Origin of the sequence: Klebsiella sp. 10, from assembly GCF_018223925.1 — a bacterium.
Classification (GTDB): Bacteria; Pseudomonadota; Gammaproteobacteria; order Enterobacterales; family Enterobacteriaceae; genus Klebsiella; species Klebsiella pneumoniae.
Genome location: NZ_JAGRRB010000001.1, coordinates 361677 through 380146, shown reverse-complemented (window position 1 = coordinate 380146; position 18470 = coordinate 361677). Strand labels below are relative to the sequence as shown.

20 protein-coding genes, 3 tRNA genes and 1 pseudogene are annotated in these 18470 nt (G+C 56.0%); 16 read left to right on the top strand and 8 right to left on the bottom strand.

The genetic code is table 11. From position 1 onward, the window contains the following. Positions 1–52 precede the first annotated feature (52 nt). Both punC and cfa read left to right on the top strand, forming a co-directional pair. Positions 53–1234, top strand: a complete 1182-nt coding sequence (gene punC / locus KHQ26_RS01920; protein ID WP_211777835.1) for a purine nucleoside transporter PunC — start codon at positions 53–55, stop codon at positions 1232–1234. Positions 1235–1526: 292 nt separating this feature from the next. Next, positions 1527–2675: a cyclopropane fatty acyl phospholipid synthase gene (gene cfa / locus KHQ26_RS01915; RefSeq protein ID WP_002907788.1), complete on the top strand. Its 1149-nt coding sequence runs from the start codon at positions 1527–1529 to the stop codon at positions 2673–2675. Between the two features lie 36 nt (positions 2676–2711). Here the strand turns inward: cfa and KHQ26_RS01910 are convergent, their stop codons facing one another. Beyond that, positions 2712–3347, bottom strand: a complete 636-nt coding sequence (locus KHQ26_RS01910) for a riboflavin synthase (RefSeq protein ID WP_002907792.1) — start codon at positions 3345–3347, stop codon at positions 2712–2714. A gap of 229 nt (positions 3348–3576) precedes the next feature. On the opposite strand from KHQ26_RS01910, the gene mdtK reads away from it, so the two are divergent. Both mdtK and asr read left to right on the top strand, forming a co-directional pair. Continuing rightward, positions 3577–4950 carry an MdtK family multidrug efflux MATE transporter gene (gene mdtK / locus KHQ26_RS01905; RefSeq protein ID WP_211777834.1) on the top strand — a complete coding sequence of 458 codons (1374 nt, stop codon included), beginning with the start codon at positions 3577–3579 and terminating at the stop codon, positions 4948–4950. Between the two features lie 175 nt (positions 4951–5125). After that, a complete protein-coding gene (gene asr / locus KHQ26_RS01900; protein WP_004175849.1) occupies positions 5126–5464 on the top strand; it encodes an acid resistance repetitive basic protein Asr in 339 nt (112 codons plus the stop codon). A 140-nt stretch (positions 5465–5604) separates the two neighbouring features. Here asr and KHQ26_RS01895 read toward each other — a convergent pair whose 3' ends face one another. Beyond that, complete coding sequence (locus KHQ26_RS01895; RefSeq protein WP_004175848.1) at positions 5605–6183, bottom strand: TIGR00730 family Rossman fold protein; 579 nt, start codon at positions 6181–6183, stop codon at positions 5605–5607. Positions 6184–6437: 254 nt separating this feature from the next. Between KHQ26_RS01895 and KHQ26_RS01890 the strand changes: the two genes are divergently transcribed. The 3 genes from KHQ26_RS01890 to KHQ26_RS01880 all read left to right on the top strand — a co-directional run bounded on the left by KHQ26_RS01890 (position 6438) and on the right by KHQ26_RS01880 (position 6676). Next, positions 6438–6514: transfer RNA gene (locus KHQ26_RS01890), tRNA-Val, on the top strand. 4 nt (positions 6515–6518) lie between these two features. Next, positions 6519–6595 (top strand) — tRNA-Val (locus KHQ26_RS01885). A gap of 4 nt (positions 6596–6599) precedes the next feature. Next, positions 6600–6676 (top strand) — tRNA-Val (locus KHQ26_RS01880). A 410-nt stretch (positions 6677–7086) separates the two neighbouring features. Here the strand turns inward: KHQ26_RS01880 and KHQ26_RS01875 are convergent. The 3 genes and pseudogenes from KHQ26_RS01875 to KHQ26_RS01870 all read right to left on the bottom strand — a co-directional run bounded on the left by KHQ26_RS01875 (position 7087) and on the right by KHQ26_RS01870 (position 8955). Then, positions 7087–7350: a hypothetical protein gene (locus KHQ26_RS01875; protein ID WP_071599329.1), complete on the bottom strand. Its 264-nt coding sequence runs from the start codon at positions 7348–7350 to the stop codon at positions 7087–7089. Further along, positions 7343–7468 (bottom strand): annotated as a pseudogene (locus tag KHQ26_RS26270) (hypothetical protein); the annotation flags it as partial. The pseudogene KHQ26_RS26270 and the gene KHQ26_RS01875, both read right to left, overlap by 8 nt. 602 nt (positions 7469–8070) lie before the next feature. Then, positions 8071–8955, bottom strand: a complete 885-nt coding sequence (locus KHQ26_RS01870; RefSeq protein ID WP_004180176.1) for a LysR substrate-binding domain-containing protein — start codon at positions 8953–8955, stop codon at positions 8071–8073. A 156-nt stretch (positions 8956–9111) separates the two neighbouring features. Here KHQ26_RS01870 and KHQ26_RS01865 point away from each other — a divergent pair, with 156 nt between their 5' ends. Together KHQ26_RS01865 and KHQ26_RS01860 are read left to right on the top strand one after the other, a co-directional pair. Then, positions 9112–9627 carry a DUF4286 family protein gene (locus tag KHQ26_RS01865; protein ID WP_020804614.1) on the top strand — a complete coding sequence of 172 codons (516 nt, stop codon included), beginning with the start codon at positions 9112–9114 and terminating at the stop codon, positions 9625–9627. A 7-nt stretch (positions 9628–9634) separates the two neighbouring features. Continuing rightward, positions 9635–10471 carry an MBL fold metallo-hydrolase gene (locus tag KHQ26_RS01860; RefSeq protein WP_004180178.1) on the top strand — a complete coding sequence of 279 codons (837 nt, stop codon included), beginning with the start codon at positions 9635–9637 and terminating at the stop codon, positions 10469–10471. A gap of 87 nt (positions 10472–10558) precedes the next feature. Here KHQ26_RS01860 and KHQ26_RS01855 read toward each other — a convergent pair whose 3' ends face one another. Next, positions 10559–10708, bottom strand: coding sequence for a hypothetical protein (locus KHQ26_RS01855; protein ID WP_002907802.1), 150 nt, complete (start codon positions 10706–10708; stop codon positions 10559–10561). 401 nt (positions 10709–11109) lie between these two features. On the opposite strand from KHQ26_RS01855, the gene KHQ26_RS01850 reads away from it, so the two are divergent. The 3 genes from KHQ26_RS01850 to KHQ26_RS01840 all read left to right on the top strand — a co-directional run bounded on the left by KHQ26_RS01850 (position 11110) and on the right by KHQ26_RS01840 (position 12600). Then, a complete protein-coding gene (locus KHQ26_RS01850) occupies positions 11110–11544 on the top strand; it encodes a winged helix-turn-helix domain-containing protein (RefSeq protein WP_004143863.1) in 435 nt (144 codons plus the stop codon). Between the two features lie 45 nt (positions 11545–11589). After that, entirely contained in the window at positions 11590–12306 is a 717-nt protein-coding gene (locus tag KHQ26_RS01845; RefSeq protein WP_020804625.1) for a hypothetical protein, read from the top strand. An 84-nt stretch (positions 12307–12390) separates the two neighbouring features. Continuing rightward, complete coding sequence (locus tag KHQ26_RS01840; protein WP_004175838.1) at positions 12391–12600, top strand: YdgH/BhsA/McbA-like domain containing protein; 210 nt, start codon at positions 12391–12393, stop codon at positions 12598–12600. 311 nt (positions 12601–12911) lie between these two features. On the opposite strand, the gene KHQ26_RS01835 is transcribed toward KHQ26_RS01840, so the two are convergent. Further along, positions 12912–13547 carry a carbonic anhydrase gene (locus tag KHQ26_RS01835; RefSeq protein ID WP_002907811.1) on the bottom strand — a complete coding sequence of 212 codons (636 nt, stop codon included), beginning with the start codon at positions 13545–13547 and terminating at the stop codon, positions 12912–12914. A 249-nt stretch (positions 13548–13796) separates the two neighbouring features. On the opposite strand from KHQ26_RS01835, the gene KHQ26_RS01830 reads away from it, so the two are divergent. Further along, positions 13797–14426, top strand: a complete 630-nt coding sequence (locus KHQ26_RS01830; protein ID WP_002907812.1) for a LysE family translocator — start codon at positions 13797–13799, stop codon at positions 14424–14426. Between the two features lie 4 nt (positions 14427–14430). Here the strand turns inward: KHQ26_RS01830 and KHQ26_RS01825 are convergent, their stop codons facing one another. Further along, the gene (locus tag KHQ26_RS01825; protein WP_004184291.1) at positions 14431–15201 is read right to left on the bottom strand and encodes a DeoR/GlpR family DNA-binding transcription regulator; all 771 of its coding nucleotides are present in this window, start codon (positions 15199–15201) and stop codon (positions 14431–14433) included. Positions 15202–15292: 91 nt separating this feature from the next. Here KHQ26_RS01825 and KHQ26_RS01820 point away from each other — a divergent pair, with 91 nt between their 5' ends. From KHQ26_RS01820 to KHQ26_RS01810, 3 genes are all read left to right on the top strand, one after another. Beyond that, complete coding sequence (locus KHQ26_RS01820) at positions 15293–15676, top strand: VOC family protein (protein WP_020804617.1); 384 nt, start codon at positions 15293–15295, stop codon at positions 15674–15676. Between the two features lie 31 nt (positions 15677–15707). Continuing rightward, complete coding sequence (locus KHQ26_RS01815) at positions 15708–16391, top strand: CatA-like O-acetyltransferase, family 1 (RefSeq protein ID WP_020804622.1); 684 nt, start codon at positions 15708–15710, stop codon at positions 16389–16391. 344 nt (positions 16392–16735) lie between these two features. After that, positions 16736–18439 carry an ABC transporter substrate-binding protein gene (locus KHQ26_RS01810; protein WP_020804628.1) on the top strand — a complete coding sequence of 568 codons (1704 nt, stop codon included), beginning with the start codon at positions 16736–16738 and terminating at the stop codon, positions 18437–18439. Positions 18440–18470: the final 31 nt, after the last annotated feature.

Below are 18470 nucleotides of genomic sequence, written 5' to 3'. Positions count from 1 at the left end.
GCACTCCCTACACTCTGCGGCATCGTACCTGTACACCAACTATGAGAACGTTATGTCACAACCCGGGAAAGGATTTTTAGTCTGGCTGGCCGGCCTGAGCGTGCTGGGCTTTCTGGCCACCGATATGTACCTGCCGGCGTTTGCCGCCATGCAGCAGGATCTCAACACCTCCGCCGCCTCCATTAGCGCCAGCCTGAGCCTGTTCCTCGCCGGCTTCGCGCTGGGCCAGCTGTTCTGGGGACCGCTGTCGGACCGCTATGGACGTAAACCGGTGCTGCTGAGCGGCCTGGCGATTTTCGCGGCCGGCTGTCTGGGGATGCTGTGGGTGCACAACGCCACCCTGATGCTGGCGCTGCGCTTTCTGCAGGCGATTGGCGTCTGTGCCGCGGCCGTTACCTGGCAGGCGATGGTCGCCGATTACTATCCTGCCCAGCGCACGAACCGCATCTTCGCCACCATTATGCCGCTGGTAGGACTGTCGCCGGCGCTGGCCCCGCTGCTGGGCAGCTGGCTGCTGGTGCACTTCGAGTGGCAAGCCATCTTCGCCACCCTGTTCGCCATCACTCTGCTGCTGATGCTGCCTGCCCTGCGCCTGAAGGCAGCCGCGAAGTCAGTAGTAGTGACGCAGCAAAAGATCACCTTTCTCGCGCTGCTGCGCTCCCGGGAATACAGCGGCAACGTCCTGATCTACGCCGCCTGTTCCGCCAGCTTCTTCGCCTGGCTTACCGGTTCACCTTTTATCCTGCATGAAATGGGCTATGGCCCAACCGCTATCGGCCTGAGCTATATTCCGCAGACCATCGCCTTTCTGGTGGGAGGCTATGGCTGTCGCGCGCTGCTGCAGAAATGGTCCGGTCAACAGATGCTGCCGTGGCTGCTGGTGATTTTTGCCGTCAGCGTAGCCGCCACCTGGCTGGTGGGCCTGCAAACCCATGCCTCGCTGGTGGCGTTAATGATCCCGTTCTGCATGATGGCGGTGGTCAACGGCGGGATCTACCCCATCGTGGTTGCTCAGGCGCTGAAGCCTTTTCCGCAGGCGACCGGCCGCGCGGCGGCGCTGCAAAATACCCTGCAGCTTGGCCTGTGCTTCCTGACCAGTCTGCTGGTATCCGCGCTGATCGCCACGCCGCTGCTGACCACCACCAGCGTCATGCTGGTTTCGATTGGCTTAGCCGGAATAGGCTATCGCCTGCAGCAGACGCCGGAGCTGACACCCCACCCTTCCCACGCGTAATGCCCGTCGCCAGGGCCCGGACCAGTCGTTAGCATGCTAAGAAATTTTTATTGAAAGCCAGTACTTAGCGTCCTATACTGGATCCGGGTTCACATAAATAGAAAATAGTTACAGATTAACGGATGCAGGATGCCTCCGTTTCACCATGGAAGGCCTTTCGGCAAGGGTTATCTCCCTTCCTCTGTTTACGTCGGATAGCGACTTCACGGATTATCCGTGAGATTTCTCACAAAGCCAAAAAAGCGTCTACGCTGTTTTAAGGTTCTGATCACTTGGGCGTGATGGAGAAGCTATGAGTTCATCGTGTATAGAAGAAGTAAGTGTACCAAATGATGACTGGTACCGGATTGCAGCTGAATTATTAGGCCGTGCGGGAATTGAAATCAATGGCTCCGCGCCGTCCGACCTGCGGGTTAAAAATCCTCTCTTTTTTAAACGGGTTTTGCAGGAAGGTTCGCTGGGTTTAGGCGAAAGCTATATGGACGGCTGGTGGGAATGCGAGCGTCTGGATATATTCTTCCACAAGGTGTTACGCGCCGGGTTGGAAAAGCAGCTCCCACACCATTTCAAAGACACACTCCGCATCGCAGGCGCTCGTCTGTTTAATCTACAAAGTAAAAAACGTGCCTGGATTGTCGGTAAAGAGCACTACGACCTTGGCAACGATCTCTTCAGCCGGATGCTTGATCCCTATATGCAATATTCCTGCGGTTACTGGAAAGAGGCGCAGAGCCTCGAGGCCGCCCAGCAGGCTAAGCTGGATCTCATCTGCCGCAAACTGGAGCTGGAGCCAGGCATGCGGGTACTGGATATTGGCTGTGGATGGGGCGGTCTCGCCGAATATATGGCGCGAAATTATCAGGTCAGCGTCGTGGGTGTAACCATCTCCGCCGAACAGCAAAAAATGGCCCAGGCGCGTTGCGCCGATCTCGATGTAGAGATTCGTCTCCAGGATTATCGCGATCTGCACGACAGCTTTGACCGCATCGTCTCCGTTGGCATGTTTGAGCACGTGGGGCCGAAAAATTACGCTACCTACTTTGAGGTTGCCGACCGTAATTTGAAACCCAACGGCCGCTTTTTACTGCACACCATTGGCTCCAAGGTCACCGACCATAACGTTGACCCGTGGATCGATAAATATATCTTCCCGAACGGCTGCCTGCCTTCCGTGCGTCACATTGCCGAAGCCAGCGAGAAGCATTTTGTGATGGAAGACTGGCACAACTTCGGCGCCGATTACGACACGACCCTGATGGCCTGGTATGAGCGTTTCCTCGCCAGCTGGCCGGAAATTGCCGATAACTATTCTGAGCGTTTCAAACGCATGTTTACCTATTATCTGAACGCCTGCGCCGGCGCCTTCCGCGCCCGCGACATTCAGCTCTGGCAGGTGGTGTTCTCGCGCGGTATTGAACATGGACTGCGCGTCGCCCGTTAAATAACACTCCCCCGCTTATCGGCGGGGGATTTTTTTTCAGGCTTCATTGACCTTAGCCGCCATCTCTTTCGCGGCCAGCACGCGTTCGACCGTATCGACAACCGCCTGGGTCTGCGGATCAATCTCAATATTGACGCGATCGCCCAGTTTTTTCGCTCCCAGGGTGGTCCGCTGCAGCGTCTCCGGAATAAGATGCACGCAGAAACGGGTCGCCGTCACCTCACCCACCGTCAGACTAATGCCGTCAATACCGATGAATCCTTTATAGAGGATGTATTTCATCAGCGTTGGATCCTGCACTTTAAACCAGATCTGACGGTTATTTTCGGAAGTCAGAATCTTCACGATTTCCGCGGTGGTCATAATGTGGCCGGACATTAAATGCCCGCCGATTTCATCACTAAATTTCGCCGCTCGCTCGACGTTCACTTCATCGCCGACCTGAATATCGCCAAGATTGGTAATCCGCAGCGTCTCTTTCATCAGATCGAAGCTGATGCGCGCGCCGTTGATTTCGGTCACCGTCAGGCAGCAGCCGTTGTTGGCTACCGAGGCGCCGGTTTCCAGCCCCTCCAGCATATGTGCCGGTAACTCAACCACGTGAGTGCGAAAATTGGGTTTATCATCAATGGAGACCACTTTCGCGGTTCCCTGAACAATACCAGTAAACATGTTTGGCTCCTGTTGAAAATCATGACGGTATCATTACCGCTTTCGCTATCGGGAACAATAACAGGAGGGCAAAGCGGTTGCCAGCGCGCTTCGTGCCTCGACTCTTTTTTCACTGGCTTAATAGCCAATCCTCGCTACAATAGACTGGAAATTCCTCATTTTTATCCCCTTGCTGCCAGTTACGGCGGCTTTTTTAGTCTCAAAATAACAACAATTCGAAGGTGTTCACGTGCAGAAGTATTTCGTTGAAGCGCGTCAGTTATTAGCTCTGGCTATACCCGTCATCCTTGCGCAGGTGGCGCAGACGGCGATGGGTTTTGTCGATACCGTGATGGCGGGTGGCTACAGCGCCACGGATATGGCCGCCGTGGCCATCGGGACCTCCATCTGGCTGCCGGCGATCCTCTTCGGCCACGGCCTTCTGCTGGCGCTGACCCCGGTGGTGGCGCAACTTAACGGATCCGGGCGGCGAGAGCGTATCGCGCCGCAGGTGCGTCAGGGCTTCTGGCTGGCCGGCTTTGTCTCGGTGCTGATCATGGTCGTGCTGTGGAACGCCGGATACATCATCAGCTCCATGCATAACATCGATCCGCTGTTGGCAGAGAAGGCGGTTGGCTACCTGCGCGCGCTGCTGTGGGGCGCGCCGGGCTATCTGTTCTTCCAGGTCGCCCGTAACCAGTGTGAAGGGCTGGCAAAAACCAAGCCCGGGATGGTCATGGGCTTTATTGGATTACTGGTCAACATTCCGGTGAACTATATTTTTATCTATGGTCATTTCGGCATGCCCGAGCTGGGCGGCGTCGGCTGCGGTGTGGCGACGGCCTCCGTTTACTGGGTGATGTTCGCCAGCATGCTGTGGTGGGTGCGCCGGGCGCGTACGATGCGCGATATCCGCTGCGCCGAGCGCTTCAGCGGCCCTGATTTTGCCGTCCTGTTACGGCTGGTGCAGCTGGGGCTGCCCATTGCTCTGGCGCTGTTCTTTGAAGTCACTCTGTTTGCCGTCGTCGCGCTGCTGGTCTCCCCGCTCGGGATCATTGACGTCGCTGGTCACCAGATCGCGCTTAATTTCAGCTCGCTGATGTTCGTTCTGCCGCTGTCGCTGGCGGCGGCGGTCACCATTCGCGTCGGCTTCCGCCTTGGCCAGGGCTCAACGATCGATGCCCAGGTTTCGGCCCGCACCGGCGTGGGCGTGGGGGTCTGCCTGGCGGTATTTACCGCTATCTTTACCGTCCTGATGCGTAAGCAGATTGCGCTGCTGTATAACGATAATCCCGAGGTGGTGACGCTGGCCTCGCACCTGATGCTGCTGGCGGCTATCTATCAGATCTCCGACTCTATTCAGGTGATCGGCAGCGGCATTCTGCGCGGCTATAAAGATACGCGGTCTATCTTTTTCATTACCTTTACCGCGTACTGGGTGCTGGGTTTGCCGAGCGGCTATCTGCTGGCGCTGACCGATATGATTGTGCCCCGCATGGGACCTGCCGGTTTCTGGTGCGGATTTATCATCGGTCTGACCTCCGCCGCCATCATGATGATGCTGCGGATGCGTTTTCTGCAGCGCCAGCCTTCCAGCATCATCTTAAAGCGCGCTGCGCGCTAACTTGTCTAAGCCCGCCGCTCCGGCGGGCTTTTTCGTTCTTCGCTATAACGGCGCGTTGTACATTCCGTTACTCCCTGACACCAAAGACTCACTGATAGCATCCCGGCAGGCGCTTATAGTGTTGCCAACAGCCCCGCAGTGGGGTTACTCAAGAAACCAAGTCGAGGATTTCAGAATGAAAAAAGTATTAGCTCTGGTCGTTGCCGCTGCTATGGGTCTGTCATCAGTTGCTTTCGCTGCCGATGCGGCAAGCACCACCCCGAGTGCAGCAGCCAGCCATACTACCGTTCACCATAAGAAACATCACAAAGCGGCCGCGAAACCGGCAGCCGAGCAGAAAGCGCAGGCGGCGAAGAAACACCACAAAGCCGCTGCAAAACCGGCTGCTGAGCAAAAAGCCCAGGCGGCGAAGAAACACCATAAAGCCGCTGCTAAACCGGCAGTAGCGCAGAAAGCGCAGGCGGCGAAGAAACACCATAAAACGACGCACCATGCAGCTAAACCGGCGGCATAATGGTCAGGGCGTTAAGGTGATCAACCGGCGCTGAACAGCGCCGGTTTTTTTTCAGGAGGACATCATGCTGCAACGCTATCGCTTCGAATTGCTGCTGTTACTGCTCATCGTCTGCGCGCTGTTTACCCTGCGCTTGATGTTTAAATAGCTGGCTGCTGAACCCATTTTCGGGCCGGCGGCGTATAGTCGCGAAAACCGGCGATAATCTCGTCTGCCGAGGTAGCGAACGGCAGCATCTCCGCGTAGCGCGGGTGCATAAACCCTTCCCGTACCATGTTATCGACCATCGCCTGAAGCGGATCGTAATAACCCTTAATATTCAGGAACGCGCACGGTTTCTCATGGATCCCCAGCTGCGCCCAGGTCCATTGTTCGAAAATCTCCTCGAGCGTCCCCGCCCCGCCCGGCAGGGCAATAAAGCCATCCGCCAGCGCCGCCATTTTGGTTTTCCGCTCGTGCATATCCTCGACCACATGCAGCTCCGTCAAGCCGCGGTGGGCAATTTCCCGCTCCACCAGGCCGCGCGGCATCACGCCGATCACCACACCACCGGCCTCCAGCGCCGCATCGGCGACCGCCCCCATCAGACCAACTTTGCCGCCGCCATAGACAAGCGCCAACCCCTGCTGCGCCAGCGTACGTCCAACCAGACGGGCGGTTTCGAGGTACAGCGGATGTTCGCCAGCTGAAGAACCGCAGAAAATACCAATCGATTTCATCTTCGTTATGACTCCTTCTCTTCTGGTGGCCGATAATTTAACACATCGCCAACCCTTCCGCGCAGGTTTGGACTGCCTGAAAAATAAGAGCCGTGATGCTCGCTGGCGAAGAAATATCCTTGTGGTTCAGTAAAATATATCCGGAATGAGTAAAAGTTCCGCAATCGCATGCAATGTGCAAGAAAAGTGACGTTTACCTCTTGCCACATCCCCTCCCTGCCGCTAATATGCGTCCCCGTTGTCACCACAACATTGCGTTCGTAGCTCAGTTGGTTAGAGCACCACCTTGACATGGTGGGGGTCGTTGGTTCGAGTCCAATCGAACGCACCATAATGCGTTTATAGCTCAGTTGGTTAGAGCACCACCTTGACATGGTGGGGGTCGTTGGTTCGAGTCCAATTAAACGCACCATAATGCGTCTGTAGCTCAGTTGGTTAGAGCACCACCTTGACATGGTGGGGGTCGATGGTTCGAGTCCATTCAGACGCACCAATCATTTTTCCTTCTGTAATTCCTGAATTTTATCACCTGCTCCCCGTTGGTATTGCTGACTTAAAATGTTGTGTATTGGCAAAGCGTTTTCCTTGCATAGTCCATACTAGTCCACATGAGTGCTAAGGAAGCCAACCCTTTTAATGAGCATCAAAAATCGATCAACAGACCACGCCGTTTAATTTCTTAATGATAATCATTCCATTCATCATAAATATATGCATATGCAAATCGATATATCAGATACCCCACCAGGAATTCCACAACTGAAAGTAAACCCCAGAGAAATTTATATTCATTTACTTAGAAAAAAAAGAACCAACCAGCCAGCGCGATACCTGAAGCACCTAATCCCATCCCAGCCCCTCTGATAACACGGGAAAACAGGATGAGTAATGTTCGTTTTATATTCATAATCCACCAAAGAAATATTCACATATTTTGTTAAATTCTGCTGGATTCTTATCACTGGCCATACACGCTGTTTCGAAAGGTTTTACAATATCCTCAACATGAAAATACAGAAGATCCAGATCTCGCAGATTTTGCAGTTTATCATGCAGTACCGGATTTCTGCGCTTCAGATATCGGGACGTGTATATTGCTCTGGATGTTTCAGCTCCAACGGATAATAATAATCCGGCAAGACTTCCTGCAAAAATGCGGTCACTCATCTTGAGGCGTTCCCCTCTTCCTCATCCCGCTCCGCGTCAGGTGCTGCGGCTTCGGTCCTGCCGCCATATGGGTTAACAGTTGCTGATTCAGCAGGCTGTCGATATTGCGACCCCCGGTGAACAACCATCCGGTAGCGTGACTGCCCCGGCGGTTGCTTTACCAAACTGGTTACATCGTTTATCAGCCTGTTCCTCATCGCTTCATTCCATCTTTTCTGGCGTTAAGATTCATCATTACGTCCTCCATTCGTTACCCTTCGCCATCCCACCCACTGGCCGCGCTATCGCACCCGCCTGCTTTCGCGAACGCTACCGCCCGTCGCTGTTCCCTACAGGAACCCAAAGCGCACTGGGTAAGGCAGAACGGTGATCTTTTATTTAACGCCCGGAATAACAGTCGCTCAGCAATACATGCACAAGAAAATCCCGTTCATATCCGCGTACTGCCGGAGTAAATTCAGTTTGAATTCAGTGGCATCTCGGTTCAGATCGGGAGTAACTGCGTAATGCTGAAAAAGACGACAAACAGAATAAAAAAAATAAACTGATAATATTTTGTAAGACGAGAGAAGGAGGCCGTCTGGACGCAGGGCGGAAGCGGTGGCTTCGCAACAACAATATTCCATACTGAAAACTATTCCCTGGCCTAAAAAAGCGAGCGCGCGGTAAAACAGGGAGGAAACCATGGGCGGCGCTAAATGTCTCCCGGCCAGCTCTGACTTAACCTGCCGCAATCTCCGTCTGCAGCCAGCGCTCAAACATCTGCAGCGCTGGCTCCCCCTCCCCGCCGCCGGGTTTGATCAAGCAGAAGCGCTTAGCCAGCGTCGGGGAGCCCGGCCACGGGGCGGCCAGCGTTCCGGCGCGCAGCTCGCTTTCCACATACATCTTCGGCACCAGGGCCACTCCCTGCTGACTTAGTACCGCGGCGATCGCCATCTCATGCAGATCGTAGCGCGGCCCCTGGGCGGGGTTATCCAGCGCCAGACCGCACTCACGGGCATAGTGCAGCCAGGCGTCCGGGTTTTGCCGCCGGTGAATGCGCGTTAGCCGGTTAAGCAGCCCCGGAAGATCGTCATCCGTCAGCAGCGCAGCATGGCAGACCGGCAGCAAATACTCCGCAAATAAAAACGTCACCTCCATTCCGGTCCACGCCGGGTGTTCAAAATGGATAGCGGCATCAAATCCGCTTCCCGGCAGAATGAAGGGATCGCTGCGGGCGGCGATATTGACCACGATATGCGGATGCTGCGCCGCAAAGCGCCCGAGCCGGGGAATTAACCAGCGGCTGGCGAAGGTGGGGAGCACGGCGATCTCCAGGCTGCGGCCATCGACGGGCATCCCGCTGACGTCATGGGTGTCCCGTTCCAGACGAGCGAGGATCTCGCGGACCTGACGAGCATAGCGGGCGCCTGCCGGATTGAGCCGCACCCGGCTCCCCGTCCTGTCGAAGAGTTTACTGTCGAGGAGCGCTTCCAGACGGGCAATCTGCCGGCTGATGGCCCCTTCCGTTAACGCGAGCTCCGCCGCCGCGCGGGCAAAGTTGCCGTGACGAGCCGCGGCCTCAAAAGCCAGTAGCGCAGCGCTGCTGGGGATTTTACGACGCATAGCCAATGCTCCTTGTGCAGGCTCACCGAAAGTCAGTGACAGAATATCACTAAGCCTTGAATTAACATCGTTTTTCAGCGCCATTTTTAGCCGATAGGATGATGAAAACTCACTAAAGCGCCTTGTGCGCCACATCATCTGTTCATCGAGGTCACTATGCTCTATGTCGTCGAATGCGCCTACACCGATCCCCAAAGCGAAGCGGCGTGGAATACCTTTTACAATCAGGAAAAACTACCGGCGCTGGTCTCTGTGCCCGGTTTCTACGCCTCCCAGCGCTTCCGCGCTCTTAGCGAGGGCTGCCCCTGCTACCTGGCGCTGCACGATATCCACGATGCTACCGTCATCGACAGCGATGCCTACCGCCGCAACGGCGGCGGCCATTTTGCCCGCTGGCAATCGGCGATCGCCGACTGGCATCGCCATCTCTATCTAACGAATAATACGCTGCGGGAGGTTGCCCCGGATGAAGTGCTGCTGCTGGGCGATACCGCGGAGGACTTGCCCGTCGCTGCGCCGATACTCCTGCAGCCAGGCGGCCTGGCGACCGAACAAAGCCGGTATGCCGCCATCCTCCCACGAGACAACCTGCATCACCTGGCCACGACTGCCGCCGTCTTTATCTATCAGCCCATCACCGCCCGGTTACGCAACCCGGCGCAGCGCGCGTGAGGTCGCCATGTCACCTGCTCCCTTTTATACGTTGACCGCTGGCGACCTGACGGTGACTGCCGTGAGTGATGGTCTGATGTCAGCGCCGCTGTCCTTACTCTCGGGTATCTCGCGGGAGGAGGCGGAACATCTGCAGCGGCATTCAGGATTAGCCTCGCCGGAGACCATTGCGATTGGCGCCTATCTGATCCGCGGTCGCGGGAACACGGTGCTGGTGGATACCGGCACCGGCGGAGCCAATGGCGTTGGCGGCGAACTTATCGCCAATCTGGCGCGGCTCGGCGTTGGTCCTGAGGAGATCGACGCCATCCTTCTCACCCACGCCCATCCGGACCATATCGGCGGCCTGCTGTCCGCCGCTGGTACGCCAGCGTATCCCAACGCCACGGTGTTCCTGCCTACGCGGGAAAGCGCTTACTGGCTGGCAACATCCACGTTCGACAACGCCAGCGATCGCGGCCGGCGCAACGTGCTGCTTGTTCGCCGTGTACTGGCGAACTGCGCGGCGCAAATCAGCGGGGTTGATGATGAGGAGGTGATCGCCGGGATCCGCCCGTGCCCTCTGCCCGGCCATACGCCCGGGCATACCGGGTATCGTCTCGAAGCGGGCGATACCTCGCTGCTGATCTGGGGGGATATCGTCCATTTCCCGTCCATTCAGTCTGCGCGGCCAGAAGCCTCGGTCGCCTTCGACGTCGATCCTGAACAGGCCCGGCGTACCAGGGAGATCCTGCTGCGCCAGGCCGCCAGCGAACGGTGGTTGATTGCCGGTATGCATCTTGGCCTGCCGGGATTCGCCAGAGTGGAGAACACCGCCTCAGGCTATTGTCTGCGCTCGGTGTGATCGTTGAGCAGAACAATGACCACAGTAAAACCCCGGTCGCGGCATGAGCACGACCGGGGCGTTTTGTCCGGGAAAGTGGACGAGCCGTTAACCGCGACTCTTCCACCCTTTTTTACTTTTGCAGCTGGCTTTGGTGGCGACCCACGGGTGACGTAGCTGAGTCAACTGAAGATCCTGGGAGGCCGGGCTGGCCGACCAGCGTTTGTTGCACAGAGGCTTACGAGTTGCAATGACCATAAAAACGCTCCTGAAAAGTAATGAACCATTCCCTGGGTAGTTCCACAAGTTCAGAATTAGCGTATCACCGCGTAACGGAAGTTATTTCAATCTTTGTTTTAGAATGTAAATGGTCATCGCCCTCTGAAATAGCTTAAATTGATCCAAATCAATTTAAGTGCATTTATTTTTCGATGCCACCTATATTTTCAACCGCTTACCTTCGCCAGCCGCCTGATTAAGACTTTTCCTATACCGCATAATACAACAGAATCAAGCGATATTATCAGATTTTTATTCTAGTTATGTATGGCTATGTGGTTATTTGTTTTGATTATTCTAACTGATAAAATTCACTTGGTCAGTCAGCAGCGGGCAGGTACTCTGCACCGGCAAGAAGAGGATTTGTCAGGGAGTTGTGGATGACTAAAGGCTATAAACTACTTGGCTATAAGTTAGCGGATAATATTTTCTACTGCCTGCATCATCGGGAAATTATCACGCTGCGCGGGACACGGACGCAAGTCCAGCTACGCAGCACCATGGCCTGTTTACTGGAGTACCTGCTGGCGCACGGCAGAGAACGTCTGGTCAGCGATGAAGAGTTAATGATTAACGTTTGGGAAAAAAATAATCTCCGCCCTTCCGCGCAGCGCCTATGGCAGGTTATTCAGAGCTTAAAGTCTCGCTTACACCAGGCTGGCGTGGAGAGCGCGTTAATCATCCGCGTTAAGTGCGCGGGGTATTATATTAATAACGTTTACGTAGCCGAAATTTATTCATACAAACCGCCGGGGATGATGAATTATATAAACACTTCGCCTGCTGATATGAATAAGCTTCTGGTACGCAGCTAACCCCCTCCCCGCGCCGTTTACATCGCCAGCAACAGGGTTTATTCGTTGAATATTTTAATTCACAGCAATAATATTTATTTTAATATCGGTATCGCCCAGTGTTTTCGGGATATTCAGAAAACAGCGCCCGAATTAAAGGTTATTCACTCCCTGCCCCTCAGCCATCTTCCAGAACTGTCCGGGCTGGATGTGATTATTTTGTCACTGGAAAACTATCATGATTACCTGGCTGCCGCTGAAATCGCTCAGCACTTTCAGGGCCTGGTCATTGGCTTTACGTCAGCCGGCAACGTAAGGCGCGGACGCGCCTTTTTCGCGGATACCCTACTGTGGGTCAGCCAGCGCGAAGCGGTACGTGAAGTGAGCCGCCTTCTGCGCTGCCTGGCCGAGCGCCGCTGGCCACTCGTGCCGCGTCACCAACGTCAGAGCGTTTCTTTCCGTCAACGAGCCCCGCTCAACCGCCTGGAGATGCGGATGATTGATGCCACCATGAAGGGTCAGTCGGTTCATCAAATGGCCGCTACGCTGGGGATTAATCGCAAGCGGGTCTATAACGGCCTGGAAAGGATTAAAGTGAATTTCCGCCTGGTCAGTCATAGCCATTTTCATCATTTCATGACCGACAGGCTCTCTTTTAGTCGCCTGTCTGCCGACCTCCGATGCCTGACCACAGCAGCTAATGCAACCCTGCCGCCGCGCGCAGCCTCGCGACCGGCGGAAAATCATTCATATTATTTGAAAGAGTTTCGCAAATTGTTTTGATTTTAAGCCCCAGCAATCAAGCGTATTCTTTATCACATCAGGGCAACAGGCCCTTTATCAGACACCAAATTAAGGAATACGATCATGAAATTCATCAAAACTTTCGTAGCTATTGCTGCGCTGTCTCTGTTCTCTGCTGCCAGCTTTGCTCAGAGCGTCAGCGCCACTGCCTCCACGCTGGACCGCGCGGAAGCTAAAATTGCCGCCCAGGCCGCAGAACAGGGTGCATCCTATAAAATTACCAGCGCCCAGTTTAACAACCGTGTTCATATGACGGCTGAACTGAGCAAATAAACCCTTGCCCCTAAACGTTTCCTAAAGCGCCGCCTGGACGGCGCTTTAGTTTTTCCCCTTCCTGACCTTTCCCGGCAGGTCCATGCGGCATTCGCCGGATCCTGGACAATACTGACACTCAGCACAAAAAAAGCCTGATAACAATAAATACCCGATTGGCTGGATTATCTGCGGCTTGTCGGCGTAAAGCGGAGTGGTCTGTCGCCGCGAATCAGTCGGAGGCCTTCCGCTATCTGCAAAGCGGCGCCCATTTTGGCAAAATTTGCGTGGCGTGGTGAGGGTTTGCAGGGCCTCCGTGCCCTGGAAAGACTTTATTCGAAAAAGACGTCCGGATTTTCCGACAGCGAAACAAAGGATTTCGTGTTTTTATCCAGCGCCTGAATATCGCCGGTTTCGATGTCGTAGAACCAGCCATGCAGGCGCAGGGTATGGTCGCGCAGACCAACCGCCACCGAAGGATGGGTCTTGATGTTATTCAGTTGGGCGATGACGTTTTCCTGCACCATGCCGTTGACCTTATCGGTTTCGCTAGCCCAGGTTTTCTTTTCCACCACCGCTTTCGCGGCATCGGCATAGCGTAGCCAGTGAGACACCGCCGGCATCGGCTCAAGGCACTGGCAGGTGGCGATCGCTTTCATCGCGCCGCAGTTGGAATGGCCGCAGATCACGATATCCGTCACGCCCAGCGCAACCACGGCATATTCGATGGTCGCGGAAACGCCGCCCGGCTCCGGCCCGAAAGACGGCACGATATTCCCGGCATTACGAATGACAAAGAGCTGTCCCGGCTCCTGCTGGGTAACCAGTTCCGGCACCAGACGGCTGTCAGAACAGGAGATGAAAAGCGCTTTGGGATTCTGGCTGGAGGCCAGGCTGCGGAAGAGTTCTTTACGCTGGGGGAAGATCTCTTTCTGGAAGTTGAGGAAGCCCTCAATGATATGTTGCATAGCAGTGTCTCTTCTCTGTAGTTATTACGGTATGACAAAGATCACAGTTATTCAGTTTACCATCGATGACAAGAATGGGAATCGTTATTCAAACAGTTGCGCAGAAAACGCGCGCCGCCAACGCCTGCTTCTCCCCGTCTAATACACACCTTTTTGACGTGCTTTCCTGAACCAGTTTGCTACTCTGTCTGCTCCAACCGTCCACACGTTACCGACCGCCTGCCTGCGGCGGACATAACAGGAGTCGCTATGTTCCTATCCAGCCTGATGGCCATTGCCGCGGTGCTGATCATGGGCGTGATCAGTCCCGGCCCAAGCTTTATTTTTGTCGCGCGCAATGCCGTCGCTCGCTCGCGTCTGCACGGTATGGTGACCGCCCTCGGTACCGGCGCCGGTGCGGCCATTTTCTCCATTATGGCGATGCTGGGCCTGCAGAAGGTGCTCACCGCGGTGCCGGAGCTGTTTATTGGTTTGAAGGTGGCGGGCGGGCTCTATCTGCTGTGGCTGGGCTATAAAATTTTTCGCGGGTCGGCGCAGCCGATGGATTTTTCCGCCAGCGGGATGGCCGGCAACCGCTCTTTGCTGAAGACCTTCCGCGACGGGCTGTATACTCAGCTCAGCAATCCCAAAACGGCGCTGGTGTTCGCCTCAATTTTTACCGCCCTGCTGCCGGCGCAGATCCCCACCGCCTTCTATTACATCGTGCCGCTGATGAGCTTTCTGATCGACGTCAGCTGGTATTCGCTGGTGGCGCTGGTGCTGTCTGCCGACCGCCCGCGGCGCGTCTACCTGCGGCTGAAGCGGCGGATCGACATCGCCACAGCGACGGTGCTGGGGGCGCTGGGCCTGCGGCTTATCGCCACCTCCCTCACCCGCTAGCGGGTTACACGGTATAGATGCGAATATCGTGCTGCTGAAAGGCAACGCGATATTCGCGACTGATATTCTCTTCCACCACCAGCACATCGATATCGCTGCTGGCGGCCACCACAAACCGCGCTGCTGCCGGAATTTTATCCGAAGTCAGACCAACAATAATCTCGCTGCACTGTTTAATGACCGCTTTCTTGAACTCGCAGTCGGCATAGTCAAAGCCGGTCAGGCCCGACTCTGGCGCCATCGCGCAGCCGCCGATAAACCCCTGGTCGAATAACATGCCCTGCACCTGAGCCACCGCCGCGGCGCCGACGCAACCGCCGCTCGCGCGCTGTACCTGGCCGCCAAGCATCACCACGTCATACAGCGGTTTTTTCACCAGTACCGCGGCGATCTCCGGCGAGTTCGTTACCACCGTCAGCGCCAGCTCGGTGGGCAGCGCCTCGGCCATCGCCAGATTGGTGGTCCCGGTATCAATGAAAATAGTGCCGCCGGGCTTCACCAGCCGGGCACACTGTTGCGCGATCCTGAGCTTTATCGCGCGGTTTTTATCTTTCCGCTCACTGTAATCCCCCGCTTCCGGCAGACTCAGCACCGCCCCGCCATACACCTTTTTACAGAATCCCTCGCGGCTGAGCTCATGCAGATCGCGGCGGATGGTATGCTCCGACACCTGAAGACGCGCCGCCAGCTCCGCGCACACCACTCTGCCGTTTTCCTGCAGGATCTGGCAAATCAGCGCTTGTCGCTGTTGAGGGAAAGCAGCATAATCGAGCATAACACAATCCTTGAATGATCAAAACCGAGCAGTAGCAAGCATGATCGTCTGCCCTGCTCTGGTTGTCAACGTTCCTGCCCGGAGGTTTACCATGAAAATTGCCCATTTCGCCCTGTGGACCCAACAGCTCGACGTCCAGGCCCGCTTCTGGGTGGACTTCTTTGCCGCCAGCATCAATGAAAAATACCTTAGCCAGACCAACCCCGGCTTTGCCTCCTATTTTGTTACTATCGACGACGAGGTGGTGATCGAGCTGATGACCAAGCCTGGCCTGCAGCAGGCCTGCGCGAATAATAACCATACCGGCTGGGCGCATCTGGCCCTCTCGGTTGGCGGGGCGGAACAGGTCGATGCCATCGCCCAACGCGCCGGGGCCGCCGGAATACTGATTTCGCCGCCGCGCACCACCGGCGACGGCTATTACGAGGCGGTGATCGCCGATCCCGATGGCAACCTGATCGAAATCGTCGCATAGTCAGCAGAACGCCAGTATTCAGGAGGCATCCATGGCACATTACCGGATTATCGACACCGCATCCTGGCCCCGCCGGGACCATTTCACTTTTTACCGCCAATTCGCCAACCCCAGCTTTAATCTCTGCGTGCCGATAGCGGCGCAGCGCCTGTACGAATGTGCGAAGGACCGTCGGGTCTCGTTTTTTCAGCTCGCGCTCTATGCCCTGCTGCGCGCGGCCAACGGGGTACCGCAGCTACGCCAGCGCGTGTGGAACGATGAGGTGATTGAATATGACAGTCTGGCAGTAATGACGCCGGTGATGACCGTCGGAGAGGGATTCCGTCAGGTGTGGTGCGACAACGCCCCCGAGTTCACCGCCTTCAGCGCCGCGGCCACGCCGAAGATTGTCGCGGCAAGAGAGACATCCCCGGCGCCGCTCATCGTCGATGGCGAGCATTTTATCTGCGCCAGCTGTCTGCCATGGCTCCACTTCACCTCGATGACCCATGCGGAATATGCCGTCGGCGCGGCGGTCCCCGCGCTCACCTGGGGTAAATTGCAGAATGGCGTTATCCCGGTGGCCGGGCGGTTTAACCATGCCTTCGTCGATGGTCTCCACGCCAGCCGCTTTTATGCCCTTGTCGAAGAGGGATTTAATGACCCCGAGCGGCTCTGGTTGCCGCTAACCGAAACCGCACCCTCCCTGCTGCCCCCAGCGGCGAAGGAGCGTTAACGTCTGCCCGGAGCTGACCGCCAGGGAGCCTTACTCCCTACACGGCGGTCGGTACGGGGCCACTATCATCGTTCCCTTTCAGCCGGCGAATACCGCGCAGGTGTGACGCCTGTTCAGAACCTCCCGATTGAAAAACTGGGTCACAGACAGCATGCTGACCAACCATCATCAGACAGCGGAAACCACTGCTTCATAGCCATAAAATGGGATTATATTGCCGATCCTTTGCTAAGGATAATTAGTTATAAATCATAGCGTTTCAGTGTTAGACAGGGAGAAGTGCGCCTCTTATCTTTCGTCATGAATTGTAAATAACCACGCAATCATTTGATGAGGTAGCACTTTTGTCCAGATTACAACAAGGATTAAAAACCAGACAAACCCGCTTCGCCCTGGCGCTAAAAGTGGCCCTGCTCGGCGGCGTGGTAGCATTTTCTTCTGTTGCCCATGCGGAAGTGATCCTGAAAGAAGGTATCACCCCGGCCACTGACGCCAGCCAGATCCCGGCCAGCGCCAAACTGCGCACAGACACGGTGGTGGCCGGGATCTCCGAGCCGCAAGGGATCTTTAACCCCTACTTTTTCGTCAACGGCTGGGATGAGAACGTGACTAACGTCATTTTTTCACGCCTGATCGACTGGGACAGCCAGGGCAAGCTGGTCCCGGGACTGGCGGAGAGCTGGACGGTCAGCCCGGATAACAAAGTCTATACCATCAAATTGCGCCCTGGTCTCACCTTTAGCGACGGCTCACCGCTGACGGCGGAAGATGTCGCCTTTACCCTGACGGTCCTGCTCGACCCCAGCTATGATGGCGATACCGACATCACCCTGGCCAATATCGCCGGCGGGGCGGACTACAAAGCCGGCAAGGCTGACAGCGTCAGCGGCCTGAAGGTCATCGACCCGCTCACCCTGCAGGTGACCACCACGCAGCCAGGCGCCACCACGCTGGCCAAAATTGGCGGGCCTGTACTGTCGAAAGCCTGGTACGGCAAAGGGTATCAGCGGGGGAATCTCGACTATCTGCGCTCACTGCACGGCAAGCCGCTGGGCAACGGCCCTTACGTGTACGACAAATATATTCCCGGTCAGGAAATACGCTTCCATGCCAATAGCCATTTTTACCGTGGGACGCCGCCAACGCCGCGCTTTATCTATCGCGTGACCAATCCGTCGACCAACTTCCAGCTGTTCCAGACCGGGGAAACCGACTACGACGCCTTTACCTCGCGCCCCGACGATATTGAGCAACTGAAGATGCTCGGCTTCGCCAATATTAATCTTTACGGCTCCAGCGACTACAGCCAGGTGGAATTCAACGTGCATCGCCCGGCGCTGCAGGATAAGCGCGTGCGCCAGGCGCTGATTTACGGCCTGGATAGGCAGAAGCTGATCGACGTGGTCTATCAGGGATACGGCAAAGTCGCCATCGAACCGATCGCGCCGATCTCCTGGGCCTTTAACGCTGAAGGCGTCAACCCTTACCCTTACGATCCGGCACAGGCCAAAAAGCTGCTGGATGAGGCTGGCTGGAAACCAGGCGCCGACGGTATCCGCGCCAAAGACGGCCAGCGCCTGGAGCTGACCCTGCTGGTGAGCAAGAAGGTACTCAACGATGCGCTGATCCCCATCGCCAAGGAGAACTGGCGGCAGATCGGCGTGCTGCTTAAGCCGCAGGTGGTGGATTTCAACGCCCTGATGGCGCAGCGCAAAGCCGGAAATTACGATTTGGCCTCGTTCAGCACCAGCACCCTCAACGACCCGCACGACGGGGTATGGGATTTCTACAGCAGCGAAGCTAAAGAGTCCGGCTACCATAACGCGGAAGTCGATAAGCTGATTAACGCCGGCAACGCGGTGCTCGACATCGAACAGCGCAAGCCGATCTACCACCAGCTGTATAAAGTGCTGGCCGACGATCCGCCGGTGATCCTGCTCGGCTATCGCGAGATCCTTTCCGCCAGCAGCGCCCGCGTCAGCGGCTTTAAGCCGGATATCTACAACGGCCTGACCGGCAGCCTGCCGGATGTAAAAATCGTCAAATAAATCCCTGGCCGCCGGGTTAACCGGCGGCTGA